The organism is Sorangium sp. So ce406, from assembly GCF_051474675.1.
GTDB lineage: Bacteria > Myxococcota_A > Polyangia > Polyangiales > Polyangiaceae > Sorangium > Sorangium cellulosum_G.
Map to the genome: position 1 here is coordinate 5,359,017 of NZ_CP150340.1, position 20,311 is coordinate 5,379,327.

The 20,311-nt window shown below is 70.9% G+C and carries 16 protein-coding genes and 1 tRNA gene; 6 read left to right on the forward strand and 11 right to left on the reverse strand.

The window, feature by feature from the left end; genetic code table 11:
* Positions 1-43: 43 nt before the first annotated feature.
* The 7 genes from WME96_RS19700 to WME96_RS19730 all read right to left on the reverse strand — a co-directional run bounded on the left by WME96_RS19700 (position 44) and on the right by WME96_RS19730 (position 7,870).
* Positions 44-577 carry a hypothetical protein gene (locus tag WME96_RS19700; protein ID WP_437291639.1) on the reverse strand — a complete coding sequence of 178 codons (534 nt, stop codon included), beginning with the start codon at positions 575-577 and terminating at the stop codon, positions 44-46.
* 65 nt (positions 578-642) lie between these two features.
* Positions 643-1,629: a collagen-like protein gene (locus WME96_RS19705; protein WP_437291640.1), complete on the reverse strand. Its 987-nt coding sequence runs from the start codon at positions 1,627-1,629 to the stop codon at positions 643-645.
* Between the two features lie 346 nt (positions 1,630-1,975).
* On the reverse strand, positions 1,976-3,340 hold the full coding sequence (locus WME96_RS19710) for a M16 family metallopeptidase (protein ID WP_437291641.1): 1,365 nt from the start codon (positions 3,338-3,340) through the stop codon (positions 1,976-1,978).
* Positions 3,337-4,782, reverse strand: coding sequence for a M16 family metallopeptidase (locus tag WME96_RS19715; protein WP_437291642.1), 1,446 nt, complete (start codon positions 4,780-4,782; stop codon positions 3,337-3,339). The genes WME96_RS19710 and WME96_RS19715 overlap by 4 nt, the downstream gene beginning before the upstream one ends.
* 23 nt (positions 4,783-4,805) lie before the next feature.
* Positions 4,806-5,240 carry a hypothetical protein gene (locus WME96_RS19720; protein ID WP_437291643.1) on the reverse strand — a complete coding sequence of 145 codons (435 nt, stop codon included), beginning with the start codon at positions 5,238-5,240 and terminating at the stop codon, positions 4,806-4,808.
* A 302-nt stretch (positions 5,241-5,542) separates the two neighbouring features.
* On the reverse strand, positions 5,543-7,345 hold the full coding sequence (gene lepA, locus WME96_RS19725; RefSeq protein WP_061619354.1) for a translation elongation factor 4: 1,803 nt from the start codon (positions 7,343-7,345) through the stop codon (positions 5,543-5,545).
* A 315-nt stretch (positions 7,346-7,660) separates the two neighbouring features.
* Entirely contained in the window at positions 7,661-7,870 is a 210-nt protein-coding gene (locus tag WME96_RS19730) for a ribbon-helix-helix domain-containing protein (protein WP_061619353.1), read from the reverse strand.
* Between the two features lie 304 nt (positions 7,871-8,174).
* Here WME96_RS19730 and WME96_RS19735 point away from each other — a divergent pair, with 304 nt between their 5' ends.
* From WME96_RS19735 to WME96_RS19745, 3 genes are all read left to right on the forward strand, one after another.
* On the forward strand, positions 8,175-9,002 hold the full coding sequence (locus tag WME96_RS19735; protein WP_437291644.1) for a hypothetical protein: 828 nt from the start codon (positions 8,175-8,177) through the stop codon (positions 9,000-9,002).
* 1 nt (position 9,003) lies between these two features.
* Complete coding sequence (locus WME96_RS19740) at positions 9,004-9,771, forward strand: hypothetical protein (RefSeq protein ID WP_437291645.1); 768 nt, start codon at positions 9,004-9,006, stop codon at positions 9,769-9,771.
* Between the two features lie 230 nt (positions 9,772-10,001).
* Positions 10,002-11,207 carry a pseudouridine synthase gene (locus WME96_RS19745; RefSeq protein WP_437291646.1) on the forward strand — a complete coding sequence of 402 codons (1,206 nt, stop codon included), beginning with the start codon at positions 10,002-10,004 and terminating at the stop codon, positions 11,205-11,207.
* On the opposite strand, the gene WME96_RS19750 is transcribed toward WME96_RS19745, so the two are convergent.
* Positions 11,119-12,282 (reverse strand): AAA family ATPase, encoded by a 1,164-nt coding sequence (locus tag WME96_RS19750; RefSeq protein ID WP_061614937.1) that lies wholly within the window; start codon positions 12,280-12,282, stop codon positions 11,119-11,121. The genes WME96_RS19745 and WME96_RS19750 overlap by 89 nt on opposite strands.
* A gap of 186 nt (positions 12,283-12,468) precedes the next feature.
* A tRNA-Gly gene (locus tag WME96_RS19755) sits at positions 12,469-12,543 on the reverse strand.
* A 422-nt stretch (positions 12,544-12,965) separates the two neighbouring features.
* Between WME96_RS19755 and WME96_RS19760 the strand changes: the two genes are divergently transcribed.
* Positions 12,966-14,195, forward strand: a complete 1,230-nt coding sequence (locus WME96_RS19760) for an FHA domain-containing protein (protein WP_433937050.1) — start codon at positions 12,966-12,968, stop codon at positions 14,193-14,195.
* A gap of 162 nt (positions 14,196-14,357) precedes the next feature.
* On the opposite strand, the gene amrB is transcribed toward WME96_RS19760, so the two are convergent.
* Entirely contained in the window at positions 14,358-15,626 is a 1,269-nt protein-coding gene (amrB, locus tag WME96_RS19765; RefSeq protein WP_437291647.1) for an AmmeMemoRadiSam system protein B, read from the reverse strand.
* Between the two features lie 288 nt (positions 15,627-15,914).
* Here amrB and WME96_RS19770 point away from each other — a divergent pair, with 288 nt between their 5' ends.
* Positions 15,915-16,505: a YkgJ family cysteine cluster protein gene (locus tag WME96_RS19770; protein WP_437291648.1), complete on the forward strand. Its 591-nt coding sequence runs from the start codon at positions 15,915-15,917 to the stop codon at positions 16,503-16,505.
* Between the two features lie 42 nt (positions 16,506-16,547).
* Here WME96_RS19770 and WME96_RS19775 read toward each other — a convergent pair whose 3' ends face one another.
* A complete protein-coding gene (locus WME96_RS19775) occupies positions 16,548-18,722 on the reverse strand; it encodes a RelA/SpoT family protein (protein ID WP_437291649.1) in 2,175 nt (724 codons plus the stop codon).
* A 291-nt stretch (positions 18,723-19,013) separates the two neighbouring features.
* On the opposite strand from WME96_RS19775, the gene hemW reads away from it, so the two are divergent.
* A complete protein-coding gene (gene hemW, locus WME96_RS19780) occupies positions 19,014-20,249 on the forward strand; it encodes a radical SAM family heme chaperone HemW (RefSeq protein WP_437291650.1) in 1,236 nt (411 codons plus the stop codon).
* The last annotated feature ends 62 nt before the right edge of the window (positions 20,250-20,311 follow it).

A 20,311-nucleotide genomic window follows, 5' to 3' on the forward strand; every position in this document is an offset into this window, starting at 1 on the left:
GCGACGGATGCGGCCGTACCGCGGCGCCGCAGCGATCGCGCGCTCACGGCAGGATCATCTCGACCTCGACGGCGATGCGGGCTCCGGGCGGCGGCACGCCGATCCCCAGCGGGATCATCCGGAGGCATTGCGCTGCGTCCGGGCGGTCCATCCCTCGCACCTCGCTGATGCCGCGGGCGATCTCCTTTCCGGACGCGTCGAAGGTCATGTTGAAGAGGTACTTGGCGCGCGCGGGCGTGGGGCTCTTCTTGAACGAGGGCTCCCAGCACTGCTTCACGAAGAGCGACCGCCGCGCCTCGAGAGCCTTGACGGCGTCCGCCTCGACGCGCTTGTAGAGCTCGCCCGGCGAGGCGGCGGTGACATCCGCGGCGCGCGGCGCCGGCTGCGACGGAGCGGGCGCCTCGGCCGGCGATGGCGCGGCCGACGCTGGCATCTTCGCGGAGGCAACCGCGGCTTGCGCGCTTGCCGGATTGAAAGCGGCGGGAGGCGCCTCTCGCTGAAGCCCGAAGTAGAGACCCGCCGCGATGAAGACGCTGCCGAGCAGGATCGCCGCGGGGGTCATCAGCTCCTTCTGCATGGTGGGATCGCCGGGGCACACGCCGCGCAGATCGCCGCGCGCGAGGTCACCCGCCCGGCCCGACCTTACTCCATGGTGACGACAGCGGAGGTGTAGGAATAGTCGTTGTTGGTCCAGTAGAGGCTGTCGGTCTTCCCGCAGAGACCCACGTTGTACTGACCGGGTGGCAGCAAGAGCACGGCGCTCAACCCCATGCTGATGCTGGTGTTCGCCGGGAGCCGCAGCGAATAGACGCCGGTCCCCTCGGGGGTGATCTCCTTCAGCGGGGCGATCTGCTGCGAGCAGATCCAGAGGAGGAGGTGGTCCGCGGGGGTCTCGTCGGTGCCGAGCGCCTTGTTGGACACGACCACGATGCGCTGCCCCGGAGCGGTCACGCTCACCGTCGCCGGCGCCGCGAGGAACTGAAGCGACGACCGTGGATCGAGGCCCGCGCCGGAGACGGAGGTGCTCGAGACCACACCGGGCGGCCCAGGGGGACCGGCCGCCCCCTGCGCCCCGGGCGGCCCCGCCTCGCCGGGCGGGCCGGCGGGGCCCACCGGACCGGCCGGTCCGGGCGGACCCGACGGCCCCGGCGCGCCCTGCAGGCCGGCCGGCTCGCCGACCCAGAGGCCGCTGCTGTCGATGACGAGCTGACCGCCGATCGAGATCGAGTTCGGCGTGATGTCGCCGGACACATTGCTGGCCTGGAGCGCGTACGGAACGCTCGCGACCCTGGCGCGCGGGACCATCTCTGGATCGTTCCCGACGGTGATCCCCAGGTAGCGCGCCGTGCCCTTGAGGACGGGCTTGTCGACGGGCGTGAGCTCGCCGAGGTCCACCGAGAAATACCCGTGGTCGAACGTGATCGTGTGGACCTCGCTCCAGATCGGCACGGGCGCGTCGACCGCGTCGTACAGCGCGAACACCACGTCGAGCGTGTCGTCGATGGGCTGGCCTGCCGCGTCGAACAGGCGCCCCTGGTGCGTGATCGTGCTTGGGACGGCCGCGGCGGCGGGCCCGGCCAGCGCGGTCACCACGGCAAGGACCGGCGCGTTGATCGTTCGTGCCTTCATCGCAAGCTCCCGTCGTTCGCCCTCGCGAGCCGGCGCCCGGGATCGCCGGGACGGAAGCCGCACGTCGCCTGCGGAGCGATCGCCGCCGATCGCGCCGGAAGTCAGGAAGCGCAGCGCGGGCCCTGCCCCGCTCTCGCGAAGAAGCAGCGGCCTTGGATGCCGCGCCTCGACGCCGGTTGCGGTCGCGCCCGCGATCTTCCCGCCGCCCGGTCGATCAGGCCGCTCGACCTGGCGGGCAGCGCCGCGGCAGCACGGCCGCGCCGCGAGACCGTCGACGACGGCGAGCGCTCCCCGGCGTCACGGACGCTCTCGCGCTGCTGCGACGCGAGAGCGCGCGGCGCCCTGCCTACTCGAGATCGTACGGCTCGACCTTCACCTCGGCGAGCTTCGGGATCGACGCGGCGACGGTCTCGCCGATCTCCTCGTGGGTCCCGACGACGCCGATCACGAGATCGTCCTCCGGGATCCGGCGCCGCACGGCGGCGTTCGCCTCCTCGAGCGTGACCGCCTCGACCCGCTGCACGTAGGTGTCGTGATAGCCCTCGGGCAGGTCGTACAGGATCTCCTCGAGCCGCTGGTGGACGCGCTTCCTGGCGGTGTCGATCTCGAACGCGTGGGAGCGGACGAGGTAGCGCTTCACGAACGTGAGCTCGTCCTCCGTGACCCCTTCGCGCCGCAGCGCCTCGAGCAGCCCGAGCTGCAGCGAGAGGCAAGCGGCGGCGTCCTGCGCCGCGGGCGCCGTCCACATCGTGAAGGCGTCGCGATGCCGATCGAAGCCCGCCCGCGACGAGGCGCCGTACGACCAGCCGCGCTTCGCCCGCACCTCCTGCATCAGCCGCGACGAGAACGTGCCCCCGAACGCGGTGTTCGCGACGAGGAGCGCCATGTGGTCGGGATCGTGGGCGTCGGTGCCGAGACCGCCGATGACCATCTGCGTCTGGGTCCGCTCGGGCTTGTCGACGAACACGAGGCACCGCCCCCGCCGGCCCTCGGGCTCGTTCACCGGGTCGGGGACCAGCTCGCCCTCGGGCAGACCGGACAGGAGGCGCTCCGCGACCGCGTGCGCCTCGGCGGGCTCGACGTCGCCCGAGATGGCCACGATCGCGTTGCGCCGGGTGTAGTGCCGCGCGTAGAAGGCCGCGACGTCGTCGCGCGTGATCTCCCGCAGCGTCGGGATGGTGCCGGCGATGCGGCGGCCGTAGGGGTGCCCCGCGAACAGGCACCGCCGGAAGGCGCGGCTGCACAGCGCGCGGTCGCTGTCGCGCGCCTCGATGAGCTCGGCCTCGGCCTCGCGCAGGAGCCGCGCGAGCTCGGGCGGCGAGAACGTCGGGCGCGCGAGGAGCGTCGCCCCGAGCTCGATGAACCGGTCGAGCGATCGCTTGATCACCTCGAAGTGCACCGTCGTCGCGCTCGTCGCCACGTCGGCGCCGAACTCCCCGCCGAGCGCGTCGATCGTCTCCTCGATCTCGTTCGCGCTGTAGCCCTCGGCGCCGCGGCGGAGCATGCGCGCCGTGATCCGGGCGAGCCCCTCGCGCCCGACCGGGTCGTACGCCGACCCGGAGCGGAACGCGACCACGATGCTGACGATGGGCAGCGCGTGGCTCGTCTCCACGAGCACCGCGCCGTCCCGCGGCGCCACGCGCCCGCCCGGCGCTCCCCTGCCCTGCCCCTCGGCGCCCCAGGCGAGGCCGCTCTTCACGCTCTGGCTCACGATGCCTCCTCGCTCTCCTCGCCCGCCTCGTCCCCGTCGTCGTCGTCGCTCGATCCGTCCGGGATCACGTGGATCACGGTCCGCGCCGAGCTCACCAGGTAACGCCGCGCCACGCGCAGCAGGTCCCCCACGGTCGCCCGCCGGTAGGCGGCGAGCCGCTCGAACAGGGCCGCGGGGTCGCCGAGCACCGTCTCGTAGAAGCCGATCTGCTCGGCCTTGCCGGCGACGGTCTCGAGCCCTTGCAGCACGGAGAGCTCGACGCGCGCCTTGGCCCGGTCGAGCTCCGCCTCGGTGACGGGGGCGCGGCGCACCGCCTCCAGGAGCGGCTCGAGGGCCGCGAGCAGCGCGTCGCCTGTGTGATCGCCGCGGGCCGAGAGGTAGATGTCGTACAGCGCGGGGTCGCGGAACGAGCCGACCCAGCCGCGGACCTCGCTCGCGATCTCCTGCTCCTGCACGAGCGCGCGGTGCACGCGCGACGACCGGCCGGCGAAGAGGATCTCGTTCAGCAGCACGAGCGGCGCGTGGTCGAAATCCCCGAGCGCCGGCGAGTGGTAGCCGATCGCGACCTTGTGCGTGGCGGTCGGCTTCGTCACCTCGGCGCGGCGCTCCTCGGTCTGCGGCGGCTCCGGGGACACGTCCTCGACCGGGATCCTCGACGGCTCCTGGGAGCCGTAGTGGTCCTGCACGCCGCGCAGCGCCTGATCGAGCGCGACGTCGCCCACGAGGACGAGCGCCGCGTTGTTGGGTGCGTAGTACGTCCGGTAGAACTCGACGCAGTCCTCGGTCGTGAAGCCCTTGATGTCCTCCATCCAGCCGATGGTCGGCCACCCGTAGGCGTGCTTCCTGAACGCCTCCTTGTAGAGCAGCTCGCTCACCGCCCCGTCGACGTCGTCATCGACGCGCTGCCGCCGCTCGTTGGCGACGACCTCCTTCTCGCTCGACACCTGGGGGTCGCGGAGGACGAGCCGCGCCATGCGCTCGGCCTCGAGGCGCAGGGTCAGCTCGAGCGCGTCCTTCGGCAGGTTCGTGTGGTAGTAGGTCCAGTCGAGGAACGTCGCCGCGTTGGTCTCGGCGCCGGCCTCCTCGAGCATCCGGTCGAACGCGCCGTGGGCGACGCTCTCCGTCTCGCCGAACATGAGGTGCTCGAAGAGGTGGGCGATGCCGGTCTTCCCGATGCGCTCGTGGCGCGAGCCGACGCCGAACCAGGTCTGCAGGCAGACCACGGGCGCCGAGGGGTCGACGAGCACGAGCACCTTGAGCCCGTTGCCGAGGACGAAGCGCTCGACGCGCATGGCGGGGCCGAACGCGACGGTGGCGTCATGGCGCAGCCGGGCGAGCGGCGGGCGATCGCGGTTCAGGTCGGCGACCAGCGCGGCGAGCGGATCCGTTCGGGGGAGCGCGTCGGCGGCGCCGGGGAGCGAGTAGGCAAGCGTCTCCTGCATGGCAGACGCTGCCCATACCACGCTCAGCGCCGCGGCGCTGCGTGACACAGGACATCGCTCGGATCCCGTGTCGACTGGTGGCACTCCCAGAGGACGTCGTGGCAGGAGACGACGAGGATGCCCGCGTCGTACGCCTCCCGGAGGGACGAGCCTGCCCGCTGCGCGACCAGGTTCGACGGGGTGCGCTCGGTGCATCCCTTGCCCATGTCGATCTCGATCTTCCTGTTCCCCTTCGTGGCCTTCACCGGGTTCGGAGGGGTCTTGCCCTTGTCCGCGGTGCGCACCGCGACGGCGAGCTTGGGCACGATGGCGTCGAGGTAGGCCTTGTCGACGAGCGGATCCGTCGGCTGCGGTGACACCATGGCGAGCGTGTACTGGATCGCCATCATCTGCTGCTCCGGCGGGGCGCTCGGCTGGATCGGCCCGCTCGACCCGATCGGCACGGGTCGCGGCGGCATCTCGCGCCTGGGGGCCCCCGTCGCGGTGGGGGTCGCCGCGGCGCTCGCCGATGGCGCGGCGGGCGCGGCGGAAGCGGTAGAAGTAGAAGAAGTGGACGCCCCCGGCGCCGGGGCGCGCGGGTCGTCGCACGCGAGGACGGCGAGGCCGAGGGCAAGGACAGGGGGCGCCGCGCGGAGGGCGCGCGGGCGGACGGGGGCGGGCTGCATGGGCGGCTTATACGAGCGGTGAACGCGCGCCGCCACGCTCGCGTGGCCGCGCCCCCGCGCCCGCGGGTCCCCGCCCGGGACCGGGTCCCCGCGCCTCAGTCGATCTTCAGGATGGCGAGGAACGCCTCCTGCGGGATCTCGACGCTCCCGACCATCTTCATCCGCTTCTTGCCCTCTTTCTGCTTCTCGAGGAGCTTGCGCTTGCGGCTGATGTCGCCGCCGTAGCACTTGGCGGTCACGTCCTTGCGCATCGCCTTCACGGTCGTCCGCGCGATGACCTTCGACCCGATCGCCGCCTGGATGGCGACCTCGTACTGCTGGCGCGGCACGATGTCCTTGAGCTTCACGGCGAGGTCCCGGCCCCGGGCGTACGCCTTGTCCCGGTGCACGATGATGCTCAGCGCGTCGAGCGGATCGCCGTTCACCAGCATGTCCAGCTTGATGAGGTCATCGGCCCGGTACCCGACGAGCTCGTAATCCATCGACGCGTAGCCGCGCGACACGCTCTTCAGCTTGTCGTGGAAGTCGAAGAGCACCTCGCTGAGGGGCATGTCGTACGTGATGATCACGCGGTCGGACGAGGCGTACTGGATGGACTTCTGCTCCCCGCGCCGCTCCTGGCACAGGGCGAGGACCGCGCCGACGTACGTCGACGGCACGTGGACGGTCATCCGGAAGATCGGCTCCTCGATGCGATCGATGAGGTTCGGCGGCGGGAGCTTCGCCGGGTTCTCGATCGACTTCATCGAGCCGTCGTTCAGGAAGCAGTGATAGACGACGCTCGGCGCGGTCGTGATGAGGTCGAGGTTGTACTCGCGCTCGAGCCGCTCCTGGATGATCTCCATGTGGAGCAGGCCGAGGAAGCCGCACCGGAAGCCGAACCCGAGCGCCTCGGACGTGTCGGGCTCGAAGACGAACGCGGCGTCGTTCATGTGGAGCTTGGACAGCGCGTCGCGCAGGTCCTCGTACTGGGCCGAGTCCGTCGGGAAGATCCCGGCGAAGACCATCGGCTTGACCTCCTTGAAGCCGGGCAGCGGCGTGGTGGCCGGGTGGACGGCGTCCGTCACCGTGTCGCCGATCTTCGTGTCGACCACGCTCTTGATGTTGCCGACGAGGAAGCCGACCTCCCCCGGCCCGAGCTCGGTGATGGCGGTCGCGTGGGGCGTGAACACGCCCATCTCCGTGACCTCGTAGTCGCGGCCGGTCGCCATGAAGCGGACCTTCTGCCCCTTCCGGAGGACGCCGTCGACGACGCGCACCATCACGACCGCGCCGCGGTAGCTGTCGTACCAGCTATCGAAGATGAGCGCGCGCGGCGCCGCGTCCAGGTCGCCCTTGGGCGCCGGGACCCGAGAGACAACCGCCTCGAGGATCTCCGCGATGCCGATCCCCGTCTTGGCGCTGGCGGGGATGGCGCCGGAGCAGTCGAGGCCGATGACGTCCTCGATCTCGCGCGTGGTCCGCTCGGTATCGGCCGAGGGGAGGTCGATCTTGTTGAGGACGGGGATGATCGCGAGGTTGTTGTCGAGCGCGAGGAAGACGTTCGCGAGGGTCTGCGCCTCGACGCCCTGGGTGGCGTCGACGACGAGCAGCGCGCCCTCGCACGCCTGGAGGCTGCGCGAGACCTCGTAGTTGAAGTCGACGTGCCCGGGCGTATCGATGAGGTGCAGCCGGTACGTCTGCCCGTCCTTCGCGGCGTAGTCGAGCCGCACGGTCTGGGCCTTGATGGTGATCCCGCGCTCGCGCTCGATATCCATCTTGTCGAGGAACTGCTCCTTCTGCTCGCGGGCGGTGAGCGCCCCGGTCGCGTCGAGGATGCGGTCGGCGAGCGTGGACTTGCCGTGATCGATGTGAGCGATGATGGAGAAGTTGCGGATGAGCTTGGAATCGACAGGCATAGCGAGCTTCGGGGCGCGACCCTGACCAGCGTTAGCGGCCGCAGCGCGCGGCCTCGACCGAGATGCGAAGGAGCGGACCACACGTCCGCGCCCCCTCTGGGGAACGAGCCGCGGCGCGCGGCCCTGCGAGCGCCGCGGGGACGTGGTGGGACCGCGGCGCGCTTGCTCCTAGCGCGACCCGCGCCGCGAAGCTATCCGCCCGGACAGCGCGCGGCGTCCAGGCGCCCGTGCCTCCCGCCGGGCTCGGGCCCGGGAGCCCGCCGGGTCTCCGTCGGGACGGGCGGCGTGGGCGCCGGCTCGGGCGCCGGCCAGGGCTCATTTCTTCGGGGTCGGCGGCGGAGGGGCCGGCGTGCTTTCCAGCGACATCTGCCCTGGCAGCACGTGCTCGTAGTGCTTGAGGACCAAGTCTATCCCCTCGCGGATGTACACGGCGATCGGGACCTTGGTGCGTTCGTGCAGGATCTTCAGCCGCTCGGCCTGCTCGGGCGTGATGTAGATGGTCGTCGAGACTTTCTTCCGCGACATGTCACGCCCGGGAGGGTAACCCGCCAGTCTCGAAAGGTACGACTGACAAGACGTTACCCTAGATGCCGGTACGTGTGTTGTCAATCGGAATGGCGCTGTCGCGGTCCACGCGCCTCCAGTGCGCGTCGGTTGCCACTGCGCCACTGCGCCACCGCGCCGCCGCCTTGGCGCCTCCTGTGGGCTTCTTGATGTGCGAACGCGCCGCGGTCTAGACTGCGGCCGAAGCTGGTCCGCGTCGGGACGGCTCGCCCGGCGCGTCGAGCTTCTGTCCCGAAAGTCCAGGGCCCGCCGGAGGCATCTCTTGATGACGCGATTCCCGCTCACCTGGCCGTCGTCCAGGTGCTCGCTCGTGGCCCTGATGACCGTGTTTGTCGCCTCCTGCGCCTCGTCGACGCCGGCGCCCTCCGGCGCGAAGAGCGCCACCGGCGAGCGGGACACGGCGATCGTCCACGAGCCCTGCGAGAAGGACTCCGCCTCGGCGGAGAAGGTCGACGTGAACGGCGACGGGACGCCCGACATCATCCACGTGAAGAAGGACGGCCGCGAGGTCTGCCGGGTCGTCGACCTGAACCTGGACGGCGCGATCGACGCCTTCATCTACTATGACGCGAGGGGCGCCGAGCGCCGCCGCGAGTCGGACTTCGACCGCGACGGGCGCGCCGACGAGATCGCGCATTACGAGCGCGGCGCCGTCGTGCTGAAGGAGCGCGAGACCAACTTCGACGACAAGCTCGACACCTGGGACTACTACGAGGGGACACGCCTCGTGCGCCGCGAGCGCGACTCTGACGGCGACCAGATCGTCGACCAGTGGTGGCAATTCAACAACCCGAACGACGAGAAGTGCGCGGTCGTGGCGACCGATAAGAACGCCGACGGCAAGCCCGATCCCGCCGGCGTGGTGGATCTGTGCGCCGAGTCGTACGGCGCGCCGAAGCCGTTCGCGCCCCCGCCGAGCAGCGCGGCGCCCCCCGCGGCCGGGGCGAGCGCCGCCGGGCAGCCCGCGGCCCCAGGCGCAGCGCCCGCGAGCGCCGCGCCCGCATCGACCCCGGCCGCGAGCGCCGCGCCCGCGCCCGCCGGCTCTACACCCGCCAACGCTGCGAGCCAGCCGGCCGTCACGAAGGGACCATGACATGAGAAGACAGGCGCCCATCGCGCTGACCGCGCTCGGCCTGCTCGGCGCGGCGTGCAGCTCGGATCCAGGGTTCGAAGGCGCGAAGGCGCCTAAGGTCGAGGCGGCTCGCAACGCCGACGGCAGCATCGACGATCGCTCGATGTGCGAGTGGAAGGGCAGAGCCGATCGCGAGGCGAGCGAGACCGCCGGGCCGGGCGCGATCCAGCCCAACGTGCGGCGCGTCTGGCAGATCGTGGGCACCGGCGAGGACCGTCATCGGGCGCTCGTCTGCCGCGAGATCGACACCAACTTCGACGGGGTGAAGGACGTCGTCCGCCGGTACAACGACAAGGGCGAGAGCCTGCACGAGGAGTCCGACGCGAACTACGACGGCCGGATCGACACCTGGCTCACGTTCGCCAGCGGAAGGCTGGCCGAGGTGAGGATCGACTCCGATCGCGACGGCAACCCCGACGAGTGGAAGTACTACAGCGGCGGCAAGCTCGCGCGCATCAAGCGGGACACGAACCGCGACGGCAAGCCGGACGTCTGGGAGATCTACCGGATGGGCCGGCTCGAGCGCATGGGCGTGGACATCGACGCCGACGAGCGGGTCGATCGGTGGGACCACGACAACGAGCTGCGGCGCCGCCTCGAGGACGACGAGCGCAGGAAGGAAGAGGAGGCGGCCGCGAAGAAGGCCGCGGAAGACCGGAGCGCCGCGGACAAGGCGGACGAGGCCGTGGACGGCAGCGGGAGCGCGGAGCCCTCCGGGAACAAGAAGTAGCGCGCGCCTTCTCCCGTCGGTCTGGAGGTCCGTCTCGTCTGCCCGTCCCGCGGCGCGCGCCCTGGTGATCCCACCGCAACAGGCGCTCGCCAGAGCAAGGGGCAGGCGCGCTGGCGCAGGGCTCGGCCTCGCCTCTGGGAAGCGCGCGCTCGAGGTCGGTCGACGCCGCGCGGGGGGCGTGCTTATCAGAGCCGTCCGCCGGCAGCGTCGGCACAGGTCCTGAAAACATCATGGAAGAACGTCTGCAAAAGATCATCGCGCGCGCCGGGGTCGCCTCACGCCGGGCCTCCGAGGAGCTCATCCTGGCCGGGAGGGTGCGCGTGAACGGCCGCGTCGTGACCGAGCTCGGCTTGAAGGCGGACCGGCAGAAGGACCGGATCGAGGTGGACGGCAAGCGCCTGGTCTCCGAGGTGCCGGTCTACGTGGCCCTGCACAAGCCGCGGAACGTCGTCTCGACCTTGCGCGATCCCGAGGGGCGCCCGACGGTCGCCGACCACGTGCGCGGCACGGGCGCGCGGCTCTACCCCGTGGGTCGGCTCGACTTCGCGACGAGCGGGATCCTGCTCATGACGAACGACGGCGACTTCGCCAACGCGCTGCTGCATCCGCGCGGCGGCGTGCCGAAGACGTACGTGCTGAAGGTGCAGGGGGTCATGAGCGACGACGACCTCACGCCGTGGCGCGAGGGCATTCGCCTGGAGGATGGGGTGACCCTGCCGGCCGAAGCGCGGATCCTGCGCCACGAGGGAGACAAGACGTGGCTGGAGGTCACCCTCCGCGAGGGCCGCAACCAGCAGATCCGGCGCATGGGCGAGGCGACCGGCTGGCCCGTCATGCGCCTGGCCCGCACGACGTTCGCCGGCGTCACCTCGGAGGGGCTCCGGCCCGGGGAGTGGCGCGCGCTGACGGTGGATGAGCTCCTCCACATCCGCGAGGCGTTCGGCGTTCCCAAGCGGATCCGCGGCGCGATGATGGGCGCGTCCTCCGGGCCTGTCGATCATCGGCGGGTCGCCGGAGCCGCCCGATCGAGCGCGAAGGCGCCGCACCGACCCGCGCCGGAGGCCGCCGGTCCGGCCGCGCGCAGCCGGACGCCCGCGCCGTCGAGGGCCCGCGCCAGGACGGGCGCCGACGCCCCGGGCGCACCCGGCCCGGGACCGGCTCAGCCGCGGGCGCGCTCCAGGGCGAACATCGCCCCGCCGACCGCACCCGGTCCGGGACCGGCTCAGCCGCGGGCGCGCTCCAGGGCGAACATCGCCCCGCCGAGCGCGCCAGGCTCGTCCACGGCTCAGCCGCGGGCGCGCTCCAGGGCGAACGTCGCCCCCCCGGGCGCGCCCGGCCCCGGGCCGGCTAGATCTGCGCGAAACGCCCGCTCCGAAACGAAGCCTCGAGGAGCTGAGACACGCGGGCCTCGAGCTCGCGGGCCCGGGCGTCATTGATGCCGGCGAGCGCCTGCTTGATCTCGCCGAGCGCCTTGAGCTGACTGAAGAGCTGGACGTCGCCGAGGGCAGCGCCGCCCGTGAGGATCTGGCGGATGCGATCGATCTCCGCGGCGAGCGCCTCCACGCCCACGCCGAGCGCGCCGACGCGACGGCGATCCGGGTGCTCGCGGAAGAACGCCTCGAGCACCGGCTGCACGATGCCCTCGAGGATCGCGGCCTGATCCTGGTTGTTCCAGATGTGCTTGAGCACGAAGAAGTCGCTCGCGTCCGTCACCTGACGGCCGTCCAGGTACGCGCTCGCGGCGAAGAGCTTGAGCATCTTCACGACCCGGCGGTCCGAGAGCGAGATGCCCTCGGCGCGGATCTGGAACACCAGCCCCTTGTAGGCCGACAGGAACGCGTCACCGAAGTTCATCCGTGCGCCGAACCCCCGGCCGAGCTCGGCCAGCTCGCGCGCCGCGACCAGCGGGCGGAGCGGCTCGCCGGCCATGTGCCGGATCTCCTGCTGGATGCCGCGCTGGAGCAGCTCGCTGAAGTGGTAGGCGTCGAGGTTGTCGGACTGCACCCGCAGGAGGAAGCGATCGAAGATCGCCGTCAGCGTCTCGTCGCCCGGCACCTCGTTCGAGGCCGCGAAGACGCTGATCAGCGGGCAGCGGATCACCTGGCCCCCGCTCGAGAATTTGCGCTCGTTCAGCAGCGTGAGCAGCGCGTTCAGGATGGCGCTGTTCGACTTGAAGACCTCGTCGAGGAAGACGATCTCCGCTTCGGGCAGCATCCCCGCGGTGTTCCGGCGGTAGACGCCCTCGCGAAAGGCGCCGATGTCGACCGGGCCGAAGATCTCGTTCGGCTCGGTGAAGCGCGTGAGCAGGTACTCGAAGTACTGGGCCTGCATCAGCTCCGCGAGCGTGCGGATGAGCGCGCTCTTCGCGGTCCCGGGCGGGCCGAGGAGCACGCAGTGCTCGCCCGCGACGACCGCGATCATGAGCAGGCGGATGATCTCGTCCTTGCCCAGGAACTGCCGCTCTAGGCTGTGGGCAAGCAGGCGCAGGCGCTCGTGGAGCGGAGCCGACATGAGGCGAATGCTCGTATCACAGGCCCGCCATCCGGCGCATCGATCGCCGTCACGATCGCCGGGGCGGCGACCGCGGCGCCCGGCGCGCTCCCCGGCGCCCGCGCGCCGGGCGGTAGAACAAAACACGAGAGGCCGGTGGGTCACACCGGCCTCTCAGGGTTGCTCGCTGTTGCAGAGCCTATGTCGTGGAGCGGGAGACGGGATTTGAACCCGCGACGTCAACCTTGGCAAGGTTGCACTCTACCACTGAGTTACTCCCGCAGACGTCAGTCACCTGAATCGGGAATCAATCGAAAACTCTGTCTCAAGGCGCTTGTCAGAGAATTCCCGATTCGCGCCAGGTCATCGCTGGAGGTCGCCTCCGTCGATGCGTGGCGGAGGAGTACCAATCGGCGTCGTCAGAGTCAAGCACTCAGAAACAAAACCGAGGATCTTCCGTCGCCGGCAGGTTGCGCAGCCGCTCTGGTCGAGTATTGTGTGGCCATTGCGAGCGAGGGGGCTCGCCAAGCAGCACCGCGCTCGGTGCCGCTCAGAAAAGCCTTCGCGTTCGTGACAGCGGCACCGTGAGGCGGGCTCTTACATCATAAGGGTGCCCGCCGATCGGCGCGCTCTTGGTTGGCCTGGGTCGACCAGGCAGGTCCTTTGGACTTGGGGGGAGCATGAACGAACAGACTGCTTTGCGAGTGGACGTTGCAGAGACGGCGGCGCCGGTCCTCCAGAAGGAGTACCGGTCCGGAGTCCACGCCAAGCGACAGGATGACGATGGCGGCTGGGGGCTCGTCCTGATCGGCCTCGACGCTCCGCCGCGGATCGTGAGCCTCATGGACGGCGCTGTGATCGGCAGCGCCGCGCGCGACGGGCGCATCGAGGGGCACGGGGTCGCGCCGGAGCACGCCAAGATCAGCGTCCGCTCGGACGGTTGTTACATCGAGGACATGGATACCCACGACGGCACGTGGGTGAACGGCGTCCGCGCCCGGCGCATCGGCGTGATGCACGGCGACGTGGTCCGCCTCGGCCAGCAGCTCGCGGTCTTCGTCGAGCGGCACCTCGCGCTGTACGACGGCGCGCCGTCGCGGCTCGGGCCGCTCGTCTTCGGGTCGAAGCAGCGCAAGGACTGGATCGACCCGGTGATGAAGCTCGTGCAGTCGGGCTCCAGCGTCTGCATCGAGGGCGCGCCCGGGGTCGGCAAGCGCACGCTGGCCCGCCTCGCCGCCGCGGTGCGCGAGGGCCTGGGCGAGACGCTGGTCGTCGACGGAAGCGCGGAGACCAAGCCGGTCATCCCGCCCGGCGCGCGGCCGATGACGTGGCTCGTCCTCGAGGCCGATCGCCTCCCGCGCCCGCAGCAGCTCGAGATCGCGCACTCGGTCGGCCGCTCGAGCGGCGTCAGCATCATCGCCACGACCGGGCAGCCGCTCGATCGGGCCGCCGGCGATGGGCGTGTGGCGCCGTGGTTCGCGTCGCTCTTCTCCGGCAAGCGGGTCACCATCCCGACGCTCGAGATGCGGCGCGAGGACGTGCCGCTCATCGTGCGCGACATCGCGGAGCGCAACGCGATCGGCCTCGATCGCTTCACCCCGCAGCTCCTGGAGGCGCTCGTCCGCGCTGGCTGGCCGGGCGGCGTTCCGCAGCTCGAGTCCGCCATCGTGACCGCAGCCCAGGCGTCGCCGGAGGGGCCGCTCTCCGTCTCGCCGATCGCTGGGTCGCTCTCGCGCGGACCGCGCGTGAAGCCGAACCTCCCGCCGGCGACGGATCCGTCGCTCGCGCGCGCTCGCCTCGAGGACGCCCTCGCCCGGGCCAACGGCTCCGTCGCCTCGGCGGCGCGCGCCCTCGGCATGTCGCGGCAGGCGATCTACCGCGAGGCCGACCGGCTCGGCCTCGACATCGCGCGCCGCCGGGTCCCGCGCGGCTGAGCCGAACGTTCCTCGTTCTCCCGGGAGCCTCGCGGCGCGCCAGCGTCGAGGAGCTCCCGGCGCGCCTCCACAGCGAGGCGCGCATCGCGATGCCGCGAGCCTCGCGATGAAGCGCCCCTCGTGGCGGCGTGTCATCGCGCGCCCGGCGGTGGACGCAGATCTTCAGCCGTAGAATCCGAGAGACGTGTGGCTGACGATCGATCCCTCGTCGGGGTCGATGCACTGCTCGTAATGCAGCATCTCTCCGCGAGACGACGGCGGGAGCGCGCGGAGCAGCGTATAGATGGGGCCTAGGCCGCAGACGCGACGCGTGCCGAGGTCCTGGGCGACATCGGCGAAGAAGCCCGGCGGATCGATCGACGTGGCGCGCTCGATCGAGGCGAGGTCGCGATCGCGCAGCGCCCTCCGCTGGCGCTCGTCGAGCGGCGCGGGATCCCCGAAGCGCGGGCCGACGTGGGCGAGATCTGCGCCTGCGATCACGAGGACGCGATCGCGGCGCTTCGCGAGGGCGTCGCCGAGCGCCTTCAGGAACGACTCGGCGCCGTCGTCCTGCGCGGGGTCGCGTCGCCGCGCCTGGCAATCCGAGAGACCGCAGAGAATCGGCACGATCGTCGCCGCGCGATCGCCGAGGAGGTGCCGCACGAACACAGCCTGGAACTCGATCGAGTGCTCGTTCTTGTGCAGGTACTGATCCTCGTGAACGTCGAACCGGCTCGCCGCCGCGAGCTCCGCGATCATCTCGCGATCCGGATCGAGCGGGCCGAGCGGCGTCGCGAACGTCTTCTCGCAGACCGCGTACGGGCGGCGCATCGGGGCGTGCGACGTCCCGAGCAGAACGAACGTGTCGACCTTCTCCAGCCCCGGGCCGGTCAGCGCCTGCTCCAGCGCGGCGTAGGCGTGCCCGTAGCCGACCGCGGCGCGCCAGAGGTCCATGTGCGGCGCACAGAGGCCAACCATGCGCTTCGGCGCGTCTTGCGGCGCGGCGCCGGAAGGCGCCCCGCCCTGCGGCCGCGCGACGCGGAGGCACTGGCGCTCGATGAAGTCGGCGAGCCTCAGTCGATCGCCGTGGTATGCGCCGCCCGCGTGGGCAGCCATCCGGATCGGCGCCGCGTCGAACGACTGCACGACCGTCCGGCGGCGCGCGTGGAATCGCGGGCTGTCGAGCATCCATGCGCGCTCCAGCTCGTCCGCCAGCCGCGACACGTCGGCGGCGTCCACGCGCTGGCCCGTCGACCGGGAGATCTCTCGCGCGATCTCGTCGATCGACCGCCGCCCGTCGAAGCGCGCGAGCACCGCGGAGCTCGCGGCGGGCACGACCACGGCCGACGGCGCGATGCCCTCGGTGTCGCGCAGCATCAGCGCGCGGCCGAGGCGCTCATCGTGGATGACGACGACCTCCAGAGCTCGAAGCTTCGGGCGCAGAACCGACATCCATCGCGAGGATAGCGCGTACGCGCTCGACGCCCACCTTGCGGCCTCGCGCGACCCCGCGACAGCGAAGGCTCCCTCTGTCATCGTAGGGGCGTCCCAGGGGCAGCTCGCTCCTGAACGGACGCGGCCGGTGCTGCGCGTCATGCCGCTGCGGCATCTCGGATTGCCGCTTCGCGGCGGATGCGCGCGGGACGACCGTCCCTCCCTCGAGGCTCCGCACCTACCCCGCCCCACGGCCGCTTCGCGCCGGCCACGCTTCCCGTGGGCAGCACGAGAGACTCCCGACGAATGCGCCGAACCGCTACCCCTGACCCGCCCGTCCGTGAAGCCGACCTGCTCGCCGAACTCTCGGCCGTGTACCGCGAGGCGGAGGAGCTCTTCCATGGCTGGACTTGCCAGGCCTCGACCGAGTGCTGTCGGTTCGGAATCACGGGTCGGGAGCCGTATGTGACGTCCATCGAGCTCGCCGCCGTACGGCGCGCGATCGCGTCCCGAGGGGGCCCTCGCGCGCTCCAGGGGATCGTGCGAGCCGGCGGGACGGGAGCGCCCGAGCCGCCGGCGTCTGGCGAAGACCCGAGCCGACGGCGCGCGCTGCCGCAAGCCGCGGAGCGGCGGTGCCCGATGCTGACCGACGCCGGCCGCTGCGCGATCTACGCGGCGAGGCCGCTCGGGTGCCGCACCTTCTTCTGCGATCGCGCCTCCGCCGGATCCCCGGTGCGCCACCACGACGTGACCCGGCTCGTCCGCAAGGTGCAGGAAGTCGCGACGCGTCACGAATCGGGCGGCGACCTCGGCCGTCCCCTCACCCGCGCGCTGGCGGAGGCCAATCCCGGCGCCGCGGGAGGGCCGTCCAGGGCGCGCGCTCGCCGGGGGCGCTGAGCTCGCCGCAGGCGCTGAGCTCGCCGCGAGCGCAGGGCCAGCTCAGGTCCGCTCGACGGCCATCACGCCGGGGATCCGCTGCAAGCGACGGATGACGCTCTTGAGCTGCGCGAGATCGGAGCAGAGGAACGTGAACGTGTTCATCGCCCGGCCGTCGTCGCCCGCACGACAGGTGGCCTCGCTGATGTTGATGCCCTGCTCATGAAACGTGTGGCCCACCGTCGCGAGGATGCCCGGACGGTTCGCGGTCATCACCTTGATCTGCACGGGGCGGTTGATCTTCGCGCGCGAGTCCCACGAGATCTCCACGCGGCGCTCGGGGTCCGTGTCGAACGCCTTGGCGCAGTTGCGGCGGTGGACCGTGATGCCGCGGCCGCGCGTGATGAACCCGACGATCTCGTCGCCGGGAAGCGGGTTACAGCACTTCGTGTAGCGAACGAGGACGTCGTCGATGCCGTTCAGCCGGATGCCGTGGCTGTCGCGCCCCGTGACCTTACGGACGAGCGACTCGATGCGCCCTTCCTTGATCGACTCGGGCGGCAGCGACGGCGTGCCCGTCTCGTTCTCCTTGGGCGTGGGCGCGAGGAACTCGCACACGGCGCGGACGCTCACCTTGCCGTAACCGACCGCGATGAACAGCTCGTCGGCCGAGGCGACGCCGAACCGATCCATCACCTTGCGCAGCTCGGCCTCGTTCTTCGTGAGGCGGCTCAGGCTCATGCTCCGCTGGTGCATCTCCTTTTCGAGGAGCTCGCGGCCGAGCTTGAGCGACTTCTCCCGCTGCTCCGTGCGCAGGAAGTTGCGGATCTTCGCGCGCGCGCGGCTGGTCGTGACGTGATCGAGCCAGTCCTTCGTTGGTTGCTGGCTCGGGTTGGTCATCACCTCGACCACATCGCCGTTCCGGAGCTTCGAGCGGAGCGGGACGATGGCGCCGTTGACCCGCGCTCCCGAGCAGTGCTCGCCGACCTTCGTGTGGATCGCGTACGCGAAGTCGATCGGCGTCGAACCACGGGGGAAGACGCGCACGTCCCCCTTCGGCGTGAAGACGTACACCTCGTCCTGGAACAGGTCGACCTTGACGCTCTCGAGGAACTCGGCCGGGTCCTTGAGCTCCTTCTGGAACTCCATGAGCTGGCGGAGCCAGCCGAACCGCGCCGCGTCCTTCGGGTCGATACCGCCGGAGTTGCGCTCCTTGTACTTCCAGTGCGCCGCGATGCCCTGCTCCGCCACGCGGTGCATCTCGTGGGTGCGGATCTGGATCTCGATCCGCTCACGCCCGGGCCCGATCACCGTCGTGTGCAGCGACTGGTACATGTTGGGCTTGGGCAGCGCGACGTAGTCCTTGAAGCGGCCCGGGACCGGGGTCCACTGCGAGTGGATGACGCCGAGCGTCGCGTAGCAGTCGGCGACCGACTCGACGAGCACGCGGAACGCGATGACGTCGTAGACCTGATCGAAGTCGCACTGCTGCGCCTGCATCTTGCGCCAGATCGAGTAGAGGTGCTTCGCGCGGCCGGTGACGTCGACCGCGAAGCCCTGCTCCGCGAGCTTGGCCGAGAGCACCTTCGAGACCTCGTGGATGTACTTGTCGCGCTCCTTCGCGGTCGTCTTGACCTTCTGCGAGAGATCCGACCAGGCCTCCGGCTCGATGTACCTGAACGACAGATCCTCGAGCTCGCTCTTGAAGCGCGCGATGCCGAGGCGGTTCGCGAGCGGGGCGTAGATCTCCATCGTCTCCCGCGCGATCCGGTCCTGCGAGTCGGGCTTCATGAACTCGAGCGTCCGCATGTTGTCGAGGCGATCGCACAGCTTCACGAGGAGCACGCGGATGTCGCGCGCCATCGCCACCAGCATCTTGCGGAAGTTCTCGGCCTGCCGATCTTCCTTGGAGGCGAAGTTGATCTTCGAGAGCTTCGTCACGCCGTCGACGAGGAACGCCACCTCCTGCCCGAAGCTGTTCTCGATGTCCGTGGTCGTCGCGAGGGTGTCCTCGACGACGTCGTGCAGGAGCCCGGCGCAGACGCTCGCCGTGTCCAGCCTGAGCTCGGTGATGATCGCGGCGACGCTCGCCGGGTGAGAAAAGTACGGGTCGCCGCTCTTGCGAGTCTGCCCTCGGTGAGCGTCAGAGCTATAGGCGTAGGCCCGGGCAATGAGATCGACGTCTGCAGCCGGCTGATAGGTCCGAACGCGATCGACAAGCTCCGTCAACGTCAGCATGAAGAGTTCGGCGGGCGCAATGCGCCCCCTCCCTTTTGCACGCTAACACCGCGATCTAGGCCCCGCAATTGTGTCACCATGCGCGTGCCCGGTGCAGGGAGCGCGCTCCGCCGGCTCCGTTCTCGCGTCTGTTCGCGCCCGTTCGCGCCCGTTCGCGCCCGCTTGCGTCTGGTCGCATTCGCGTGCATCGGGTCGGGTCCGTTCGCGTCTGTTTGGCGTTTGACGTCTGCTCGTGTCTGCCCGCCTCTGCCCGCGTCTGATTGTCCGTTTCTGCCCGCTTTCGTGAATTCCATGGAGCCGATCACCGCCTACGTCCACTTCCCCTGGTGCCTCAAGAAGTGTCCCTACTGCGACTTCGTCTCGTTCGCGAAGGCGCGGGAAGCGATCGATCACCGGGGTTATGCCGACGCTGTGCTCGCCGAGCTCCGCAGGCGGACGGATGCGCTGGGCGAGCGCGAGCTTCGGAGCGTGTTCTTCGGCGGCGGGACGCCGTCCCTGTGGGAGCCGGAGGAGATGGGCAGGGTGCTCGCGGCGATCACCGCGGCCGCCGGCCGGCTCTCGCCGGACCTCGAGGTCACCGTCGAATGCAACCCCACCTCGCTCGACGAGCAGCGGGCCCGCGCGTTCCGAGCGATCGGGGTCAACCGGCTGAGCGTCGGCGTCCAGGGGCTCGACGCGGAGCGCCTCCGGTTCCTCGGGCGCCTGCACGACCCAGACGGCGGGCTCGGCGCGCTCGCGGCGGCCCTGCGGTCCGGGATGCCGCGCGTGAGCGGCGATCTCATCTATGGTGTGGCCGTGGGGACAGCCGAGCAGGCGCGAGAACAGCGCCCCGAGAACGCCGCCGCCGAGGCGCGGGCGGTGGCAGCGACCGGCGTGAGCCATATCTCGGCATACAGCCTCACCGTCGAGCCCGGCACCTCGTTCGGAGAGCTCGCGCGGCGCGGACGCCTGCCGCTCGCCGGAGACGACGGGGTCGCGGACACGTTCTTCGCGATCGACGAGGCGCTCGAGGCAGAGGGGCTCGCCCACTACGAGGTCTCGAACTACGCGAAGCCGGGCCACGAGGCGCGCCATAACCTCGGCTACTGGCAAGGCATTGATTACGTCGGGCTCGGGTGCGCCGCGTACGGGACGGTGTCGCGCCCGGACCCGCGCTGGGGCCTGCGGTCGGCCGGCGCGGAGGATCGCGGCGATGCGTTCGCGGTCCGCTACCGGAACGTCGTGAGCCCCGAGCGGTACATGGCCGCCATGGCCGAGGGCGGCGAGGCGATCCCCGTCGAGAGCGAGGAGCGGCTCGACCCGGAGACGCGGCTGTCCGAGCGCATCATGCTCGGGCTCAGGCTACGCGATGGGTTCGATCTCGAGGCCGCCGCGGCGGCGCTCGGGGTGCCGGCGTGGAGCCCGGCGCGGCGCAGGGCCGCGGAGCGGCTCGAGCGCGCCGGCCGCCTCGCAGTGACCGGCGGGCGGCTCAGCGTCCCGCGGGCCGCCTGGGTCTTCGCCGACGGCATCGCGGCCGATCTGTTCTGACGCAGCGCCGCGGTCGCGGGCGCCTGGCACGTGACGGGTGACGCGTGACGCGCTCGCAGTGG

Bases quoted from the DNA above. Each gene is read 5' to 3' on its own strand.
- WME96_RS19770 (WP_437291648.1), top strand. From the start codon at position 15,915: ATGCGCCGAACCGCTACCCCTGACCCGCCCGTCCGTGAAGCCGACCTG.
- lepA (WP_061619354.1), bottom strand. From the start codon at position 7,345: ATGCCTGTCGATTCCAAGCTCATCCGCAACTTCTCCATCATCGCTCAC.
- hemW (WP_437291650.1), top strand. From the start codon at position 19,014: ATGGAGCCGATCACCGCCTACGTCCACTTCCCCTGGTGCCTCAAGAAG.
- WME96_RS19735 (WP_437291644.1), top strand. From the start codon at position 8,175: ATGACGCGATTCCCGCTCACCTGGCCGTCGTCCAGGTGCTCGCTCGTG.
- WME96_RS19720 (WP_437291643.1), bottom strand. From the start codon at position 5,240: ATGCCGCCGCGACCCGTGCCGATCGGGTCGAGCGGGCCGATCCAGCCG.
- WME96_RS19775 (WP_437291649.1), bottom strand. From the start codon at position 18,722: ATGCTGACGTTGACGGAGCTTGTCGATCGCGTTCGGACCTATCAGCCG.
- WME96_RS19700 (WP_437291639.1), bottom strand. From the start codon at position 577: ATGCAGAAGGAGCTGATGACCCCCGCGGCGATCCTGCTCGGCAGCGTC.
- WME96_RS19715 (WP_437291642.1), bottom strand. From the start codon at position 4,782: ATGCAGGAGACGCTTGCCTACTCGCTCCCCGGCGCCGCCGACGCGCTC.
- WME96_RS19730 (WP_061619353.1), bottom strand. From the start codon at position 7,870: ATGTCGCGGAAGAAAGTCTCGACGACCATCTACATCACGCCCGAGCAG.
- WME96_RS19705 (WP_437291640.1), bottom strand. From the start codon at position 1,629: ATGAAGGCACGAACGATCAACGCGCCGGTCCTTGCCGTGGTGACCGCG.
- WME96_RS19750 (WP_061614937.1), bottom strand. From the start codon at position 12,282: ATGTCGGCTCCGCTCCACGAGCGCCTGCGCCTGCTTGCCCACAGCCTA.
- amrB (WP_437291647.1), bottom strand. From the start codon at position 15,626: ATGTCGGTTCTGCGCCCGAAGCTTCGAGCTCTGGAGGTCGTCGTCATC.
- WME96_RS19745 (WP_437291646.1), top strand. From the start codon at position 10,002: ATGGAAGAACGTCTGCAAAAGATCATCGCGCGCGCCGGGGTCGCCTCA.
- WME96_RS19740 (WP_437291645.1), top strand. From the start codon at position 9,004: ATGAGAAGACAGGCGCCCATCGCGCTGACCGCGCTCGGCCTGCTCGGC.